Source organism: uncultured Virgibacillus sp. (genome assembly GCF_947495635.1).
Taxonomy (GTDB): Bacteria; Bacillota; Bacilli; order Bacillales; family Amphibacillaceae; genus Virgibacillus; species Virgibacillus salarius.
In genome coordinates, this window is the sequence record NZ_CANMAB010000011.1 from 29,258 (window position 1) to 47,305 (window position 18,048).

Genomic DNA, 18,048 nt, shown 5'->3' on the forward strand with positions numbered 1-18,048 from the left:
ATATTCCCCTTTTATTGAAATGGTCTGCCAGAAAACAGATAAAAACCGAAACAAACGACATGGAAAGTGATAACGATAGACACAATTGTCATCGCTCTTCCTGTTGGCCAGCGTTTATGTTTTTTATTCCAGGTCTCGAAGAAATTAAATCCGGCCATCATCAAGGCATGATATGCTCCATAAATGATGTACTGAATCGCTAAACCATGCCATACTCCCATTAGCAGGAACAGCAGAATATAACCTAGATTCGAGACGAGCATTTTGTTCTGTATCCATTTTTTCTTCTTCATTAAAAAGACGAAGCGCATGAACACATAGTCACGGAACCAGAACGACAGTGACATATGCCATCGATTCCAGAAATCCTTGATGTTGCGGCTGATGAATGGCTTATTAAAGTTCTCCGGTGACCGGATTCCCATCATATAACTGACTCCGACTGCAAACGCCGTATAGCCGGCAAAGTCGAAGAACAGGTACAAGCTATAGCTGTACATATACAACAGATGATAGATAAACTTGTAATCCGCTATATATTCTAGATTCATAATGAAGTACGTATTGATGCTGTAGCCGATTATAAATTTATACAAAAAACCAAGGAAGATTTTGTTAATCCCTTTATAAAGCAGTTCCTTGTACTCCTCCGGTGTCCAATGCTTTTCTTCATCCTTTTGAAATCGGCGGAAGCGATCAATCGGACCTGATGAAATTGTTGGATAAAACAGCATAAAATTGACAAGCTGAAAAATCGAGAGCTGATCCTTAATCAATCCATCTCTTGTTTCAATAATGATTTGAACAGCTCGGAATGTCAGATAGGAAATACCCAGAAAGCTTGCCCAGTTATCCACTGCTAAAATCGGCAAAACCTTGGATAAAATCAAAGGCAGGATCGATAGAAAACTTATTACATAGAATACGAGGCTGCTATTCTTTGTCTGTCGATAAGTAATATAGCCTTTGACCAGTACAACCTGAAGAATGGTGAAGGCTACTAACGAGAAGAAGCCTGCGTCCCCTCCTGAAAATATAATAGCCAATACAACAATGGTGACGAACACATTGTAATACCGCAGCTGCTTACCCATTGTGCCGAGAATCATCGTCGGCAGTAGCAAAATACCTAGAATGATAAAGAAAAGGAAAGAACTATACGGGGTCATGCGAATACCTCTTTCTTCATTTTCTTACGGTCTACTTTCCCATTCATCGTCATTGGAATAGCAGTATGATACGTGAACTTACGCGGGATCATATATGCCGGCAAGCGCAAAGCAAGATCTTTTCGAATAGCAGCTGTCAGCTTGTATTCCTTCTCAAAGTCATGATCGGCTGGTACCACTGCCGCAATCAAGTATTCAATTTCCTCGTTTGGCGCATGAGGGATAACAATGGCAGCCTTAATATAATCAGATTGATTAAGGTGGAATTCAATCTCTTCCAGCTCCATCCGGTAGCCGTGCAGCTTGATTTGATAATCCAGTCTGCCTTGGCAATACACCAAGCCGTCCTGAATAAAGCCGGCATCTCCAGTACGATAGGCGTTCATTCCGTTTATAATGCCGAATGCATTTTCTGTCAGCAGCGGCTCACCCAGATAGCCCTTTGACACACTTGGCCCTGCAAGGATAAGCTCCCCTTTTTCACCTTCAGGTAACAGATTTCCCGATTCGTCCACAACGAGAATACGCATATCGGGCTTTGGATAGCCAACCGGCAATGCCTTCTCTTTCGCGAGCAATTCTTCCGTAATTTCAACAGACGTCACAGCAACCGTTGCTTCTGTAGGTCCGTATGTATTAAAGATTCTCGCTCTCGGAAAACGTTTTTTCAGCTCTTTGGCTACAGCTAACGGCAGTACCTCACCACAGAACAGGAATACCTCAAGCTCAGGAAGCATTTTTTCATTAAAGTCCGGATTCGGAAAACACATTTGTACGAAGGATGGCGTCGATGTCCAAATTTGCAATGCCGAGCGACTCAAGTTCTCAAACAAAAGCTTTGGCTTATTGATTACATCTTTCTCCAATGCATGAACCGAACCGCCACTTTGCAACGCTGGATAAAAGTCCATGACAGACAAATCAAATGAAAACGGTGCCTGATTCAAGAACACTTTTCCTTGCTCTAACGGAAAGTCACCTGTCATCCAGTTAGTAAATGACTGCAGATTTGCAGCGGTTATTTGAACACCTTTTGGATTTCCCGTACTGCCGGATGTATAAATGATATAAAAAACTTCATCAGGCTGGACCCAATATTCATCACCAATAGGCTCTACTGTTTCCAGCTGCAGTGCTGACACGTGTAAAACAGCGATATTATCAAATTCCAGGCTGCTATCTGTTGTATTAATTACTAATTCTGCACCGGATTTTTCCACGATATAGCGCATCCGTTCCATTGGAATGGATGCATCTACCGGTATATAAGGGTGGCCAGCCTGCACACAGGCGAGGAAAGATACCGGTATATCGGTTCCCATATGACCATATACAACAATTGGTGTCTGCCGTCCAAGCTGTCTGGCATGTATGAAGCTTGCCAGTCTGCTCGACCTGTCCCAAAGCAATTCGTAGTTCAGCACCTGGTCCTCTGTACGAAATGCCGTCTGTTCCGGGTTGCTTGCCGCATGCTGTGCAATACGTGTTAAAAGTTTCATGTTATTATCTTCTCCATTTAGAAATCATTATAGATATAGTTGCCTGTATTAGCCGTATGGAAGCCGTACATCAAAAACAAGGTGACAAGAATTGCCAGATAAAAACAAGTATGCAAAGCAAAACGGACACCAGTGTGCGCATACAGCTGCTTGAGTTTATTCATCTTTTCTCTTCCTTTTATTCAAATTTATAGCCGGTTCCAATAACAGTCTTGATGTGATGTGATTCACAGCTTAGCTTAGCTCTCAGCTTTTTAATATGTGTATCGACAACGCGACTATCACCATCGAAGTCCAACCCCCATACGTGATTCAAAATTGCCTCACGTGAAAGGACGTTATTTTTATGGTGAAGCAAGAACACCAATAATTCATATTCTTTTGGCGTCAATTCTACTTGTTTGCCCTCAAGCTGAAGCTGATGGGACTTCATATTAACGATTGCTTGACCGAAGCTGATCATATGACCAGTGGGCAGGTAATGTTCGGTTGCGCGTTTCATTAAAGAATTAGCACGTGCGACTAGCACTTTCGGACTAAATGGCTTGGTTACATACTCATCGGCTCCAAGTTCAAACCCATGAATTTTATCATCGTCACTAGATCTCGCTGTCAGCAAAATGATCGGTACGCCAGATCTCTTTCGCACCTGCTTAGTAACAGCAAAACCATCCATTTGCGGCATCATGATATCGAGAATGACTAAATCCGGATAAACCGCATCATACCAATCGATAGCACTGCTACCATTATCCGTTTCATACACTTCCCAGCCGTCCTTTTTGAAGTAATCGGCTACAACTTCCCGGATTCTTACTTCATCCTCGACAAGCAACACTGTCTTTCCCATCGTGAATCTTCCTTCCACTCTATATACATAAATTAACAAGGTTATATGTCTTTTATGTGTCCTAATAAGTAATTTATCCCATTATTTGAAACGAACATAGAAACGCACACCGTCAGGCATGTTTTCCGCTCCGTAATGAAATGCATGCAGGTCTAGAATTTGCTGGACGATAGCTAGCCCCAATCCTGTACCGCCTGTCATTCGGCTTCGAGAGGATTCGGTCCGATAGAAACGTTTCCAGATCTCATCCAGCTGCTCTTCCGGTATTTGCTTGCCTTTGTTTTCAATTAACAATACACTGTCACCGTTTTCTTGATCTAATTCGATTCGAATCGAAATGACAGAATCGCTCTCACTGTGCCGGACAGCATTGATAAGGAGATTTTGCATTACTCGTTCCATCCACTCATAATCCGCCAAAACAGGCTGTTCATTCTTCGGCATGATTTCAATTATGACATTTTTCTCTTTCGCGATACAAAATAGTTTATTTGCCAAGCTCTCAATCATTTCACTAAGTAGAAAAGATGTTTTTCTTAATCGGATTGCACCGTTTTCCAACTTAGCCAAATCCAGCATATCCTTGATCAGCACTTCCATCTTGTCCGACTCTTCAATAATTACTTCAATATAGTGATCTCGCTTATCCGGACTGACACCATCCTGCAGCCCCTCTGCGAAGCTTTTGACAATGCTGAGCGGTGTCTTTAATTCATGTGATGCATGCTCAAAAAACTCGCGCTGCTCCTTCTCCATCTGCTCGCGCTTTTCCATATCCTGCTTTAGCTTTCCATTCGCTTGTTTCAAATCATTTAATGCGACATCGAGATTTTGTGCCATAACCAGCATATTGTTTGAAAGGCTCCCAAGTTCATCCTTCTGCTTAATCGGCTTTGCTGATGAGAAGTCCAAATGCACCATTTTTTTTGCCATTTCATTCAGCTTAATCAGCGGTCTGCTAACAAGACGTGAGTAGAATAGCGACAGCAATAGGATGAGTATAAAGCCTGCGATTCCTAGATATACATAAAATACTTGAAGTGATTCATTAGTGTCTCTAATTTCCTGAAGAGATGTGACAGAGAACATAAATTGCATTTCTCCATCTTTCTCAAACGGCTCAATTAGTACTAAATTATGTTTTCCACTCCATGACTCTACCCAGTCCAGCTGCAGGCTCTCCCCTTTAGAAAGCTGCTTTATCTGCGCCTTCTCAAGCGGGAACCATTCCACCAGTGCATCATAGAGAAGTCCGATCCCCCTATTCCACATCCCAGCCTTAGGCAGCGAAATGCTTTTTACTTCCCCTTCGATTGTCACTTCATTATCGACCAGATCTTCACCGACACTAGACGTATTCTTTGTAATAACAGATGGATAAATGACGGAAGGAACCATGGCATCTGCTTCTCCTTGCACAATCAATGTATCTCCTTTTGCGATATGTAATGCGCGCAGCTGTTTTCCGTAATCTGTGACGAGTAAGGAGAGCGATATTTCCACAATTTTGCCGTCTTCTGTTTCCAGCATGATGTTAAACGGATCCTGCACCAGCTGAAAACCTTCTGCGTCCACAATCGTCAACGGACTTTTGGTCTCTCTCATGTAAGAGAGTGTCTGTTTTGTCAGTTCCGCTTCGCTCCAGGAATTTTTCTCATAAGCTTCTGCTAACTGATGTATGTGCTTTGCTGCTTCTTTTGTTTTATGATGCTGATAAAATCGATCAAAAAATAATAACTGAAATATCATAATCATGGCGTAAAACACCAAAAAGAATAAAGCTGTCACAGCGAATAATTTAACGGTGATACCGCGTTTTCTCATGTTATACTCCTTTATTTCATAAGCGTTTTTTAATAACTTAAGCTATGGGTATGTTATTTATGTGTCCACATATACCCCTGCATATTGTACACATTTTTTTCAAGTTGCGGAATCTTTTTTGTACCTGCATATCTCCAGAAAAGAGGGGGATCATGGGCAAAGATAATCAGTATATGAATTACACAAAAGGCAATTTAATATCTTAGTGATATAGCTTGTTTATTGCATACGCGGATCAGCTAATGTTTCGTTAATTATCCTTTCACTAATGAGGTCGAAACAACTCATATTCATAAGTTGTCCCATCCCCTGTCCCCGATATGATAAAATAAGACATATCTCAACACATAGGATGAAAAATATGAAAGAACTAAAAGAAGCACTTGCTTTATATCCAAAGAAAACAATCGATATTAATCAACTACAAGAATTATCATCACCTTTTTTCGATAGCTATGAAGCTTTTGCTGAAGAAGTGCTTGCTTTAGAAGAAGCGGGCATTTTAGCGATGGTGAAAAGCAAAGGGCGTTCACCTAGAAAACCTTCTGTCGCCTTGCATTATCGTATTCAAAAAGCGAAGTTAAAACAAGCGCATCACCACCTCTTACAACAGTACCGTATTCAATTCCATCGTGAAATAAACCTTGACTATTACTATCAACATGATCCGAAACAGTTGCAGAAGGATTTACCCTACTTACGACAAATAGATCAATATATACGAACAAATGGTTTTCCTACAGAAGCGATTCCAACACCAGAAAGAAGCTATGAGATTGCTGGTGATGAGAAATGGATAACTGAGAAAAAAGGTAAAGAATTATTAGAACGGGTTCACCTATTCGATAAAATGAAAATAATGCCTGTATCAGAACCATTAAAATATGCGATTAATCCCAATCAAGTACAAGAGCCCAAACAACTCCATTTAATTGTTGAGAATAAAACCACCTATCAAGGTCTATTGCCAGCCATCAAACAAACAGCCTTTGCCACCTTGATTTATGGAAGTGGCAAAACGATCATACAGAGTATCGAGCAATTTAATCAGCAATATCCAATCACTGCTGACCACCACTTCTTTTATTTTGGTGATATCGACCGTGAGGGGATATCGATCTGGCATAGTTTGGCGAACAAAATCGAACTACGTTTAGCGTTTCCTTTTTACCGAGCTTGCTTGGCAAAACAGCCTGCGCAAGGTAAAGCCTATCAAAGAAAGCGTGAGGGAGCAGAGGATGCCTTTTTACAGTGGTTCGATCAACAAGAGCAGCGTCAAATCAAGCGATTACTCGCTGAAGGCTATTATTACCCACAAGAAACATTAAGAACAAAGGAATTACAACAAATATGGGAGGGATCAAATTGGAACGACATGATATAGCAACGATTACAGCAGGCTATCAGGAACGGATTCGTCGTCTGGCGTTATTTGATCCCTTAACGGATTTAGAACGTAAACGGGAAAAGGATGAGAATGGTAAGTTAATTGATATGAAAGGTTTAGGACTATTAACGTTACTATTTTTCTTTGAACAAAAAGTGATGCGTCACTATAAAACAGGGGTAAAGCAGTTAGCTGCCTTTATTCAAGAAGTGACGGCAGAACAGTATCAGTTACAAGCAAGTGATTATTCTCGTCTTGCTAGTAGTCTGATCGATAATTTTCGTCCAGGGACAGGGGTCAAGCGAACCTATTCCTTCTATAACTGGGAAACAGGTCAAGACGAACAGCTCGAATATTCGATTCTCAAAACGAATAATTTTAATCCAACGACAAATGAACAGTTTTATACGTTAGACGATGATGGCTTGGAACTTGTCTTTGCTACAAAAGAGTTCTATAGTGAATTTCAATTATCGATTAATCAATTGATGCTTCGTAAACAATTAGAGCGCGGCGAGTTCAATGGGGCATTAAGACAAGTCAATGAAATGCGTGTCGCAGTAGAAAGTATTGATGAGCGGATGCTGGCACTCAAACAGGAAATTCAACGCAGTATTGTTTCAGAAGAAACGTTTGATCGTTATAAAGAGTTATTAAATGATAGTTACAGTCGTTTGCAGCGTGAAGATGATGAATTTAAAGAGTTGCGCCAATTTGTGAAAGAAACGAAGGACAGGCTCTATGCGAAAGATATTCATCGCAAAGAACAAAAAACGTATGATTTAATTTTGACGATCACTAGAGAGCTAGAGGCGGTTCACTACGATCATTCGAGACTACTAGAACAGACCTTATCATTAAAAAATACGACCTTAATTACAGCGCAAGAGTCGTTGTATTACACGGGAATTGAAGCGTTTAATTTCGATCATGAAATTACCTCGCATATTATTTCGGTGCCGTTGCCACTGGAAACGATGAAAGGTGTGCTCCATCCGTTCTTAAAAGTAGAGGAAGAACGAACCTGGTCACCACTAACACTTTTTGCTGATCAAACTATTGTCGAAGATCAACAAGCAGATCAAACGACGACAATGCCTGAAGCGGAAAGTGATGAGGAAATCGATGCTAGAGCAAAAGCGTTAAGAAAACTATATAAAAAACTAATGGAAGAATTATTATCTGTTTTAAGTAAGATGCGAGAAATCAGACTATCTGCCTTTTTTGACTATTTAACCGAGACCAATCAAGCCCAACTGTACGCATCAAGGTCTTTTTATGAATTTTGGTTAATCTTACATCAGCGTTCACCGATAACGCGTGGTAATATGGAGCATGACGAGGATGGTAAATCGCTATTAACCGAAGCATTGTACATCCTTGGTGATAATCGTTTAGTTATTACCGAAGAGAAAGCCATTTTAAATCGTTATAAACGTTATTCCATTCAAGAGATGGTGATCCGATTGGAGGAGTCATAGTGCATTACAGTGAGGAAAAGGTAATCGAAGCCTTTCGTATTTATACGAAATTAGCGCGTACGTCTGTTACAGATCAAGAAGCGGTCCAGCTATATCGAGCCGACGATGATATTCGTAGTTTACTAGATTTATATGCAAAAGAAGTAGATGCTGTTATCGTTAATACGAGTGAACATTTATATTTAATTCCTGAGACGAAATTGTCGAGCTTTCATGTTAGTAATGACTGGATTAAACGCCATTATTTGCGTTCTGGCGCTACTAATGCAGATATTTACTTACTGTATTTTACGACGATCATTTTGTTTGGTAGCTTCTATAATTCTTATCAAAGCGCACGCCCGACACGTGATTTCTTACGGATCGAGGAGTGGATGCACCAGATTCAGGAACGGATTGAGCAATTGCAGGCCTTAGAAGAAGAAGTTTTAAAGGAAAAAGAGCGTGAATTCTCCTATAACTGGCGCCAAATAGTCGATAAATGGAATGATATGAATGATGTGAAAGAGAGTGCCAAACGTCAAACAGGTAATACGATTAGTCGCTATAGCTTTATCGATACTGTGAAGCGTTTTTTACTTGATCAAGATTTAGTCAAAGGCCTTGGAAATCAAGAAATAACCTTAACTGATAAAGCGCAAACCATTATCCAGCGCTATTTTATGGAAGTGGAATATAACAAAGGAATCCTTACATTCATCTATGAGATGGAGGGAGAGAATACAGATGCCAACGATTAGTAAAATTCGCTTAGCCAATGTCATCTATGAGGAAGGCAATAAACGTTATAATGATGAATTATTTTTATTTGATGGCTACAATGGGGCAATTCTATTAGAAAATGGTGGCGGTAAAACGGTGTTGATTCAAACAGCACTACAGGCAATGCTACCACACACAGAGCTCGCTAGTCGCAAAATCGGCAAAACATTAACATTAGAAAGCGCGCCTGCCCATATTGCGGTCGAATGGATCATTAATGACAAACCAAGGCGTTACGTCGTGACAGCTGTTACCCTTTATATGAATAAGCATGGTGTCGACTCGCTCCGTTATGTCTATGAATATCAGCATGGCGATCCCCATGCGATTGAGGAGATCCCTTTCGTCCGTGAGGTGCAAGGTGGTAAACGTCCTACTGAGCGCGGGGAAATACAAGATTACTATAGTATGATGAAGGATAAATCTTTGTCAGCGAATACCTTTGCCACGATTAAAGAGTATCGCCAATACATTGAAGACAACTATCAGATTATTGCCAGCGAGTGGGAGAACATTGTCAAAATCAATAGTTCAGAAGGTGGTGTTGAAGCCTTCTTTGAAGCGTGTAAAACGACAAATCAGCTGTTTGATCGCTTGCTAATTCCAACCGTTGAAAGCGCGATGGCTGGTCATAATCCTACCCTTTTTGCTGATTTGTTTGAGCAACGGTATGAAAGCTTTAAAAATTATCAAAAGTTAAAAGAAACGATTGCTGAAAACCAGAAGATCCAGGATGAATTAGTTGGCTATACGACTGCTTTTGAGCGTCTCCATACGAAAGAGCAACAATTGCTCGAGGCGAAGCAACGAACCAAAGGAATCTGGGAACAAACCAAAGCAGACAAACAGACCTTTTTAACAGAAAAAGAAGCGATTGAAGCAAAAATAACTAACTGGCAGGATGACACGCACCAACATAAAGCGAAGATCGCTTCCAGCGAAGTTGCCGCAAAAGAAGCAGAAAAAGAGCAAATGAACAAAGAATTTCAAAACGCCAAGCTTCTTTTGCAAGAACAAAAAACAACGGTAGCTGATATCGAAGAGCGTCACGCAGCATTACGGTATGCCAAATTTGCCGAACAACAACAAGCAGCAAATGAATCCTTATCCTTTATCCAAGATCAAATTGCTTCGTTCGAAAAGGAAGCAGATATCGAGATGTTAAAGGATCAGCTGATAGAAGTAGAGCAAGCCTTACATGGTGCCTATCAAGCTCAAATCGATGACATTAACAAGCAACAACAAGACTTACAACGGGAAAGGAATCCATTACAAGAGCAAATCAAAACCTTAGAGAAACAACTCACCAACCATGAGCAAACGGAGCAACAGTGGAGTAACGAGGTAAACAAGCTTCAATCTTTTATCGAAACTCGTGAAAAAGATAGTGATCGCTTGCGTCAAGCACTGCTCGCGAATCCAGAACAGGAAACAATTGAAGAGCTATTACCAAAATGGCAAGCTCGTTACCAAGTGTTAGATGATGAATTGGTTCACTTGAAAACAGAAAGAAAACGATTGGCGCGTGAAATAGACGAAAAGCAGCAAGAAAGAAATCACTTACAAAAGAATTTCCAAGAACAAGCTTTACAAATACAGCGTGTCGAACAGCAGTTACAGGCGATGTCAGATGAAGAGCAACAATTGGTCGAGTCTCTGGCGATATTAAGAAGTGCTTGGCAGGATGTTGCAGGTATTCACTTACAGCAACAATCGATCGAAGGTCAACTCGAAAACTATATTGAAAAACAACGAATCGAGCGCAAGAAATGGTTGGATAAGGAGCGGGTTGCGTTACGCTATGTTGATGACTACGGGGAGCAAGAGACTTTCTTCAGTGATCCATTCCTCTCCGAACAAATCGAGCTATGGAAGAATCAACTCGATTATCTGGAAACAGGTGTGAATTATCTCAACCAGCTACCAGAAGAGCAGCAGGCATTGTTAAAGCAGGCGACGTTATGGCCGAGTATTTTGGTGACAACGACAAAGGCAAAGCCCCGATTAATCAAGCGTTTAGAACAGGTTTCCGATCGCTTTACCTTGCCGGTGATGGTGGTGACGACAGAAGAAGCAACCGCTATAACGGATATCGAAAAAGGCAACTGGATCGTCCCGAATCATTGGCGTGACAACATAGACTCCGAAACGTTTATCGCATGGCAACAGCAATTAAAACGTCATGCTGGCGAGATCACAACAACAAGAGAAAACGTTGAGATCGAGCTGAAAAGCTGGGAGCAAGCGTTGACACAATTCCGCCAGTTTTTAAGGAAGTATCCTTTTCAGCAGGTAGAAGACTGGCAAGAGCAGTTACACAGTCTGCAAACAGAGCAGGAAAATCTAGCAGCCAAGATCGAGCAAACAGACAAACAAATTACGGATCATCAAGCAACCATCGATAAATATCGTAACAGAGCAGAAGAAGCAGAGGCTGAGCGCACCGGAATCGAATCAAAACTGCGAGATGGCCAGCAATATGTAAGCTTCCAAAAGGAAATCTCCCAGCATCAGCAGGAAGTTGACACATACCAAGAACAACAACAGGAACTAGCGCAGAAAATCAAGCAGACGAAACGATCGATGACTCGTTATCAAGAAGATGTCGATCTGTTAAACGACCGTATTCGTGATCTAGAGATGAAACAAGAAGTAATCACCAGTGAAGAGCAATATCAGGAAGTAGCAACATTACCAGCAACGTTCACAGATGAAAGGATCACCAGTCTGAAATCAAAACGCAAAGAATTACAGCTACAGAAAGAAAAGATCACACGTCAAACCGGTGAATGGGAAGCGAAACAAGAAACCGAACAGCAGCGGATCGAGACGACTACAGAACGGATGGACGAAATTGAACAAGCTTTCCCATCCGTTGATAAAACAGAAGTATTCCCAGCTGATGGTGACCAGTATATTGACCGATTACACGGACAATTACAGACAGCAAAAAGCGAATTAACCGAAATTAGAGCAACCTATCAAACGACTGAACGAGATTTACATGTCAAACAAGAGTTACTAAATGAAGCATATAAAGACTTTTATAAACGATTCCCTGATGACGAAGTGGAGCGATTTGAGCAAGACTTAACCGTTGTTAACGAACAGTTACAACAAGAGCAAACCGAGCTAAAAAAGCAAAAAGCTTATCTCGATCAAGAGTTCAAGCGTGTGAACAAGGAGTTAGCTAGTCTTGATGAAGCGGAGAGGCTATTGGAGAATTTTATAGAAGGGTATCACTTTAACGCACCAGGAATTGCGAGTATTACGTTAACCGAACAAGAGGAGACTGATTTTCAATACCAGCGTAAACGTTTTGCCAAACAAGCGACAGATAAGCTAAAAGAAATGAAGCAGCTAGTCGATGACGAAAGCGAGCTTGTCCGTCTTGCTAGGGATCAGTTCCGTATCTTTTGTCGAACAAAAATTACCGATAAAAAATTACAACAAATGGCGATTCAAGGAGTCGAACAGAAGCGTGACTATCAGGAAGTCGTCACCTTTAAACAGAATATGTTCGCAAGCATTCAACGAATCACTAAATATGCCAATGAGCATATTCGCAAAAGTGATGAAGAACTTCAACTTTTTATCAATCAAATTCATACCCATTTGCAAACATTAGTCGAAGAACTCGAGCAAATCCCGAAGAAAACGAGAGTGAAAGTGGATAACTGGAAGCCAATCTATAGCTTCTCCATTCCAAAATGGGAGCCAGAAGACGGCAAGTTACGCATTCGTGATCATACCGAGTGGATCATTAACCAATTAGATGGTGAGAAATACCACAATGAGCAAGGGCATCAGGATATGAATAAGATTCGTGTGGATTTAGAAAAATGGCTGGAATCCAAGCAATTACTCAAGGTTGTCATGGATCGCGATGTGATGAAGGTGCATTGCCGTAAAGTAACCAATGATAATCAAATTTCTACACGCTCTTATTCCTGGGAGCAAAGCAATGTCTGGTCAGGAGGAGAAAAGTGGAGTAAAAACATGACGCTCTTCTTAGGCATATTAAAATATGTAGCAGAAAAGAAAAAAGCCAACTTAACCGACCGTGCTGTTATTTTAGATAATCCATTTGGCAAAGCATCAAGTGATCATGTTCTAAGTCCGGTCTTTTTTATCGCCGAGCAGCTGGGCTTCCAAATCATTGCGTTAACGGCTCATGCTGAAGGCAAGTTTCTGCAGGATTACTTCCCGATTATTTATAGCTGTCGATTACGCGCGTCAAAGGACACCAACAAAAAAGTCATGACAACAGATAAATGGATGCATCATGCTTATTTTCAGGATCATGAGCCAGCTGTTATTGATCGGTTAGGGCAGGCAGAGCAGTTGGATTTGTTTGAATGATAGGGTTATGTGGTGATTCAGCCATTGAAATGAGCCACTTCTGACATACTAATGACCACTAAAAGACAAAAAGTGTACCAAAGAATGACAGGATTGTACACACCACTCCAACCTTCTGGTGAAACCATACTTTATTTTTGAGAACTGAAAATAAAGTATGGTTTTTTAGCCAATCATCCAGTACATAGCTTATGGGTAAGATTAACTCTTTTATGGTGTAGTAGACTGATACTGTAAAACAAATTATTTCCATAATTTTATTGTGAAGATTTGTTTAAAACGTTCTTTAATGGTAAAGCCCATTATAAGACTAACAAAGGCTTTTTGCTGTTGATGAGAGTAGAAGGCGCATACACAATTTTAATTGATGAACCTAAAGTTGTCTTTTTAATATTTCTTAATCTAGAATTTCTTCTACCCTCTGCTTTACCACTACTTGTGATACGGTTCCCCTCTATTAATCCGAAACCCACGATAAACCTGCTCCAACAATACCAAGCGCATCAATTGATGAGGAAATGTCATTTTTGAAAAGGACAATGCTAAGTCGCTTCGTTTTTGTACTCCCTCACTGATTCCTAAAGACCCACCAATGACAAAGGCGATTTTACTTTTACCGTATGTAGCTAGCTCGTCCATTTTCTTGGCTAGCTGTTCTGAGCTTAGCATCCTGCCATTGACCTCTAGTGTGATGACATAGGTGTCTGCGGAAAGCTGTGATAAGATGCGCTCGCCCTCCCTCTCCTTGACCTCCAGCATTTCTGCTTCGCTCATATTTTCTGGTGCTTTTTCATCCGCTACTTCTTTTATCGACACTTTGGCGTAAGCGTTTAACCGTTTCATGTATTCGTCAATACCTTGCTTCAAGTATTTTTCTTTTAATTTTCCAACCGATACAATCGTAATTTTCATAATACGTAACTTCCTTTTTCGAATTTTTCTATCCCTTATTTCAGCATAATACCATACAACCCATTTCCTTCAACTTACCAATTAAAAACTACACTACCAACCAAACAACAGCATATAGTGCGAACATACAAACAAGACTAATACAAAGTAACATCCTTGTTGTTCGCTTCGATAAACGCTGCATTTGTTTTCCTCTATACCAACCTGAGAATTGATACTTATTTCGATAAAAAATATAGATGACCCCTACTACCCCTACTCCTTGAAGAAGTCGAAAGAAGAACAAATATCCATTGTCCTCGATTAGTTCTTGAACGTCTAGGTTGGTCGTATTTTCAAAAACACCATTCACAACTATTCCAATTAACACAAAAAAGAAAACTATAACCACAAGCACACGGACAATTTCCAATATAGCTGATAGCATAACCTTCATCCCCAACACCCCATCGTTTTTTCTTTACTATAACAAATTCTCCTCGCAGTTTACATAAATCTTCCAAAAATTAACTTGTCCTCTTGAATTCTTTCTTGTATTATATATCTAAATGATACATATCATATAGATAGGAATGAACAAATATGAATAAAACTTACAATCACACCACCTATGCATTGCTTGGAATATTAACGACGGATTGTCGTACGGGGTATGAGATAAAGCAATTGATCGATCAGAGCTTAAATCACTTTTGGAAAATTAGCTATGGACAGATTTATCCAACCTTAAAAAAGCTAGTAGCCGATCGGTTAGCAACCGTTACGACGACAGCTCAGGATGGGAAGCCAGATCGCAAAGAATATACCTTAACCGCAGAAGGTAAAAAAGCGTTACAGGAATGGCTGGAGCAGCCGCTTCAGCAGATTCCTGTCGAGCGAAATGAAGTCATTTTGAAGCTTTTCTTCAGTCGCCATCAGCGTACAGAGCATACCCTAGCGCTACTACAGGACTACAAGCAAAAATTACTGGAGCGTTATGAAACCTATCAATCCATCGAACAAATGATCAAAGGCAGCCACCTAGAAAGCGCGGATGCAAACTATTGGCTGTACACGTTGGATTATGGCAAGCGGATGACGAAAGCCACCATGGAGTGGTGTGAGGTAACCAAGGGACAAATCAATCAGGAGGAGGATTAAGATGGGGAAACAGATCTTTCACGGTCGCTATACGACAGAAAATGATGAGGATATGGTTGTCTTTCTAATTGGCATGCGGATTAATCGTCGGCTGGCTGTTCACAAATGGCTGCCTGTTTTTACTGCAATGCCTGGCATGATTAAGGAGCTGTATACACATCAAGAGGAGTTAGGGTTTCTAGCGATGGAGAATTACTTCGGCTTACGAACAACGGTGATGATCCAATATTGGCAGTCGACAGAGCATTTGTTGAACTATGCAAGGGGGCAGAAGCATTTGGCTGCTTGGCAGGCATTTAATCAAAAGGCGAGCGCTACGAATGCTGTTGGTATCTATCATGAAACATATGTTGTTCCAAAAGGGAACTATGAATCGATATATGGAAATATGCCATTATATGGGCTTGGGAAAGCAAGAAAGCATATCCCGATCACAAAAGAACGAATCACTGCTAGTAAGCGATTGAAGGCTCAAAAATAACATCCGCAAATAACACTTGGGTGCAATCAACTAGCCATCCCATTATAGGAGTAAATCATAACAATCCTTTCCAATCAATCATAGCTCCTCCATCGATTTTATAAGTAAGAGTCATCCATAGTACTTATAAAATCTATCAAGCTGCTACATTCATCTAGTTGCCAATATCAACCGAAAAGCTTACATTTTATCTAGCTACTCGATTGCTAAAGCTCCAATCCATCGTCCATAAAACAAAAAGTCATTCTTCATCAATCACTGTTTTGATGAGAATGACTTTAGCTTGCACTTATAAGGATTGCCCATTGGAAGTAATCACAGCTTGATACCAATGGTAGCTTTGCTTTTTAATTCGCTCCAATGTTTTAAGATCCGTATCATCACGATCAATATATACTAAGCCATATCGCTTTCTGAATCCACTTGATGTACTGAGCAGATCGATAAATGACCAAACAACATATCCCCAAACTTTAACCCCATCCTGCATAGCTAAATGCAATTGGATTAAGTGATTTCTTAGAAAATCAATTCGCTCTTCATCAAGAATTTCCTTCTTCTCCGTTAATTCATCCATCGTACCAATTCCATTTTCTGTAATCAGCACAGGAACATCATACCGATCATAGATATCATTCAATAAATATCGCAATCCGACTGGATCAATCTCCCAATCCCACTGCGTTTTATTCGTATAAGGATTAGCTGCTCCCTCGTACAAACCAGGGATATTTTCAAATTGTGTCTCGTCAGCTTCCCCATCATAATTAAGCTTTAATTCTTTCTCCGCTGTATCCTTTGGTACAAATTTCACAACACGAGATTGATAGTAATTGATCCCGATAAAATCTGGCTTGGCCGTCTTGATGCATGCCATATCTCCAGGTTCTATCGTTGGCTCTACTCCTTTATGGACCATATAATTCCACACCGATTGTTTGTACTTCCCCTTCATGTAAAGATCCATAAACAAATAGGTTCTTAAATCATCAGCATGTTTGGCAGCTAAGATATCCTCTGGCTTGGCCGATGCAGGATAGTTAGGAATGATCCCTAATGCTGGACCAATTTTCGCATCGGCAATCGTTTGCCGACAACGGTGGATCGCCTTAGCATGCGCGACTGTCATAATATGATTCATTTCAAATTTCTGCTTTTCTAATGGGAGCTGCTCATCAAACTCCATTAAATAAGGAAGTTGAAACATGTTACTCTGTTCATTAATCGTAATCCAATACTTTACATCATTACCAAAATGATCGAATAGCACCTGACAGTATTCTTCAAAATCTTTGATTATCTTCCGTGACGACCATCCCCCATACTCATCTTGTAAGCATTGAGGAAGATCAAAATGATAGATTGTAACAATTGGCTCAATATGGTATTCTTTCAATTTAGCTATGATGTTTCGATAAAAATTAATTCCTTCTTGATTGACCGCTCCTCTACCATTGGGAAGGATACGAGGCCATGAAATAGAGAAGCGATAGGCTTTTAAACCTAAGTCCTTCATCAATTCAACATCAGTTTCCCAAAGCTGATAATGCCCAGAAGCAACACTAGGATCCGCATATTGGTTATTGATATTTTTTTCAACAACCGATAGTGTTTTACCATTCGTTAGATGTGCACCCTCACACTGATAAGAAGATGTACCAGCTGCCCAAAGGAATGACTCCGGAAACGTAGAATTTGTTGTATAAAGCATCTTTCACCACACCCATCTCATGATTTTTTAACTTTCTATCTATATTTTGCTACTGTTCATCTGAACGCTATATCATGGACAACGGGCCAGTAAACTAGCTTGACCGTTATTTTTTCTCTAGACGGCTAATTCTCTCATCGAGACCGCGACAGATCGTTACTAGATTTTTTGCCGTATTCCACTCACTCATCACCGTCATGAGATGATCCTGAGCATGCGTAAATAATAGCGAGAACGTAATTTCCTCTCCTCTGGCTTCACCTTGAATCGTATCTGTTTGTACAGAATGAGCCGTTGTTATATGCTCTTTAGCCTGCGCCAACTTTTCTTCAGCAGTTGTGAAAGCAAAGACTTCCATCTCCTTTAATGCTGCTTGAATCTCTTCTCGTGCATTACCGGCTGCCAAAATAATTTTCATTGCAACCTCATGAATATTTTCCGTATTCTTTTCCATAAAACAGCCTCCTTTA

General features: G+C 40.4%; 15 protein-coding genes and 1 pseudogene. 7 read left to right on the forward strand and 9 right to left on the reverse strand.

Going from position 1 to position 18,048, the window contains the following annotated elements:
* Positions 1-11: 11 nt before the first annotated feature.
* From dltB to Q1A47_RS04300, 5 genes are all read right to left on the reverse strand, one after another.
* On the reverse strand, positions 12-1,169 hold the full coding sequence (gene dltB / locus Q1A47_RS04280) for a D-alanyl-lipoteichoic acid biosynthesis protein DltB (protein WP_166530282.1): 1,158 nt from the start codon (positions 1,167-1,169) through the stop codon (positions 12-14).
* Positions 1,166-2,668 (reverse strand): D-alanine--poly(phosphoribitol) ligase subunit DltA, encoded by a 1,503-nt coding sequence (dltA, locus tag Q1A47_RS04285; protein ID WP_166530283.1) that lies wholly within the window; start codon positions 2,666-2,668, stop codon positions 1,166-1,168. Before dltA ends, dltB begins: the two co-directional genes overlap by 4 nt.
* A 17-nt stretch (positions 2,669-2,685) precedes the next feature.
* Positions 2,686-2,832 carry a teichoic acid D-Ala incorporation-associated protein DltX gene (locus Q1A47_RS04290; RefSeq protein WP_080668743.1) on the reverse strand — a complete coding sequence of 49 codons (147 nt, stop codon included), beginning with the start codon at positions 2,830-2,832 and terminating at the stop codon, positions 2,686-2,688.
* 14 nt (positions 2,833-2,846) lie between these two features.
* Positions 2,847-3,518: a response regulator transcription factor gene (locus tag Q1A47_RS04295; protein ID WP_166530284.1), complete on the reverse strand. Its 672-nt coding sequence runs from the start codon at positions 3,516-3,518 to the stop codon at positions 2,847-2,849.
* An 81-nt stretch (positions 3,519-3,599) separates the two neighbouring features.
* The gene (locus Q1A47_RS04300; RefSeq protein ID WP_166530285.1) at positions 3,600-5,342 is read right to left on the reverse strand and encodes a HAMP domain-containing sensor histidine kinase; all 1,743 of its coding nucleotides are present in this window, start codon (positions 5,340-5,342) and stop codon (positions 3,600-3,602) included.
* Between the two features lie 361 nt (positions 5,343-5,703).
* On the opposite strand from Q1A47_RS04300, the gene Q1A47_RS04305 reads away from it, so the two are divergent.
* The 5 genes and pseudogenes from Q1A47_RS04305 to Q1A47_RS20855 form a co-directional block, all read left to right on the forward strand.
* On the forward strand, positions 5,704-6,726 hold the full coding sequence (locus Q1A47_RS04305) for a Wadjet anti-phage system protein JetD domain-containing protein (RefSeq protein ID WP_166530286.1): 1,023 nt from the start codon (positions 5,704-5,706) through the stop codon (positions 6,724-6,726).
* Positions 6,708-8,210 (forward strand): replicative DNA helicase, encoded by a 1,503-nt coding sequence (locus Q1A47_RS04310; protein WP_166530287.1) that lies wholly within the window; start codon positions 6,708-6,710, stop codon positions 8,208-8,210. The genes Q1A47_RS04305 and Q1A47_RS04310 overlap by 19 nt, the downstream gene beginning before the upstream one ends.
* Positions 8,210-8,950 carry a DUF6063 family protein gene (locus Q1A47_RS04315; protein ID WP_166530288.1) on the forward strand — a complete coding sequence of 247 codons (741 nt, stop codon included), beginning with the start codon at positions 8,210-8,212 and terminating at the stop codon, positions 8,948-8,950. The genes Q1A47_RS04310 and Q1A47_RS04315 overlap by 1 nt, the downstream gene beginning before the upstream one ends.
* Positions 8,937-13,334 (forward strand): hypothetical protein, encoded by a 4,398-nt coding sequence (locus Q1A47_RS04320; protein ID WP_166530289.1) that lies wholly within the window; start codon positions 8,937-8,939, stop codon positions 13,332-13,334. The genes Q1A47_RS04315 and Q1A47_RS04320 overlap by 14 nt, the downstream gene beginning before the upstream one ends.
* Positions 13,335-13,610: 276 nt before the next feature.
* A pseudogene (locus tag Q1A47_RS20855) lies at positions 13,611-13,730 on the forward strand (AraC family transcriptional regulator); the annotation flags it as partial.
* 36 nt (positions 13,731-13,766) lie between these two features.
* Here Q1A47_RS20855 and rlmH read toward each other — a convergent pair.
* Positions 13,767-14,246, reverse strand: coding sequence for a 23S rRNA (pseudouridine(1915)-N(3))-methyltransferase RlmH (gene rlmH, locus Q1A47_RS04325; RefSeq protein ID WP_166530290.1), 480 nt, complete (start codon positions 14,244-14,246; stop codon positions 13,767-13,769).
* A gap of 88 nt (positions 14,247-14,334) precedes the next feature.
* The gene (locus Q1A47_RS04330; protein WP_166530291.1) at positions 14,335-14,682 is read right to left on the reverse strand and encodes a hypothetical protein; all 348 of its coding nucleotides are present in this window, start codon (positions 14,680-14,682) and stop codon (positions 14,335-14,337) included.
* 146 nt (positions 14,683-14,828) lie between these two features.
* Here Q1A47_RS04330 and Q1A47_RS04335 point away from each other — a divergent pair, with 146 nt between their 5' ends.
* Together Q1A47_RS04335 and Q1A47_RS04340 are read left to right on the forward strand one after the other, a co-directional pair.
* Complete coding sequence (locus Q1A47_RS04335) at positions 14,829-15,386, forward strand: PadR family transcriptional regulator (protein WP_166530292.1); 558 nt, start codon at positions 14,829-14,831, stop codon at positions 15,384-15,386.
* A gap of 1 nt (position 15,387) precedes the next feature.
* Positions 15,388-15,867, forward strand: a complete 480-nt coding sequence (locus Q1A47_RS04340; protein WP_026681929.1) for a DUF4188 domain-containing protein — start codon at positions 15,388-15,390, stop codon at positions 15,865-15,867.
* 289 nt (positions 15,868-16,156) lie between these two features.
* Here the strand turns inward: Q1A47_RS04340 and Q1A47_RS04345 are convergent, their stop codons facing one another.
* Both Q1A47_RS04345 and Q1A47_RS04350 read right to left on the reverse strand, forming a co-directional pair.
* Positions 16,157-17,578, reverse strand: a complete 1,422-nt coding sequence (locus Q1A47_RS04345; RefSeq protein ID WP_166530293.1) for a glycoside hydrolase family 1 protein — start codon at positions 17,576-17,578, stop codon at positions 16,157-16,159.
* 106 nt (positions 17,579-17,684) lie between these two features.
* Positions 17,685-18,032 (reverse strand): PTS lactose/cellobiose transporter subunit IIA, encoded by a 348-nt coding sequence (locus tag Q1A47_RS04350; protein ID WP_026681927.1) that lies wholly within the window; start codon positions 18,030-18,032, stop codon positions 17,685-17,687.
* Positions 18,033-18,048 lie beyond the last annotated feature (16 nt).

Coding starts and splice junctions, on each gene's coding strand:
- dltB (WP_166530282.1), bottom strand. CDS start 1,169: ATGACCCCGTATAGTTCTTTCCTTTTCTTTATCATTCTAGGTATTTTG.
- dltA (WP_166530283.1), bottom strand. CDS start 2,668: ATGAAACTTTTAACACGTATTGCACAGCATGCGGCAAGCAACCCGGAA.
- Q1A47_RS04290 (WP_080668743.1), bottom strand. CDS start 2,832: ATGAATAAACTCAAGCAGCTGTATGCGCACACTGGTGTCCGTTTTGCT.
- Q1A47_RS04295 (WP_166530284.1), bottom strand. CDS start 3,518: ATGGGAAAGACAGTGTTGCTTGTCGAGGATGAAGTAAGAATCCGGGAA.
- Q1A47_RS04300 (WP_166530285.1), bottom strand. CDS start 5,342: ATGAGAAAACGCGGTATCACCGTTAAATTATTCGCTGTGACAGCTTTA.
- Q1A47_RS04305 (WP_166530286.1), top strand. CDS start 5,704: ATGAAAGAACTAAAAGAAGCACTTGCTTTATATCCAAAGAAAACAATC.
- Q1A47_RS04320 (WP_166530289.1), top strand. CDS start 8,937: ATGCCAACGATTAGTAAAATTCGCTTAGCCAATGTCATCTATGAGGAA.
- rlmH (WP_166530290.1), bottom strand. CDS start 14,246: ATGAAAATTACGATTGTATCGGTTGGAAAATTAAAAGAAAAATACTTG.
- Q1A47_RS04330 (WP_166530291.1), bottom strand. CDS start 14,682: ATGAAGGTTATGCTATCAGCTATATTGGAAATTGTCCGTGTGCTTGTG.
- Q1A47_RS04335 (WP_166530292.1), top strand. CDS start 14,829: ATGAATAAAACTTACAATCACACCACCTATGCATTGCTTGGAATATTA.
- Q1A47_RS04340 (WP_026681929.1), top strand. CDS start 15,388: ATGGGGAAACAGATCTTTCACGGTCGCTATACGACAGAAAATGATGAG.
- Q1A47_RS04345 (WP_166530293.1), bottom strand. CDS start 17,578: ATGCTTTATACAACAAATTCTACGTTTCCGGAGTCATTCCTTTGGGCA.
- Q1A47_RS04350 (WP_026681927.1), bottom strand. CDS start 18,032: ATGGAAAAGAATACGGAAAATATTCATGAGGTTGCAATGAAAATTATT.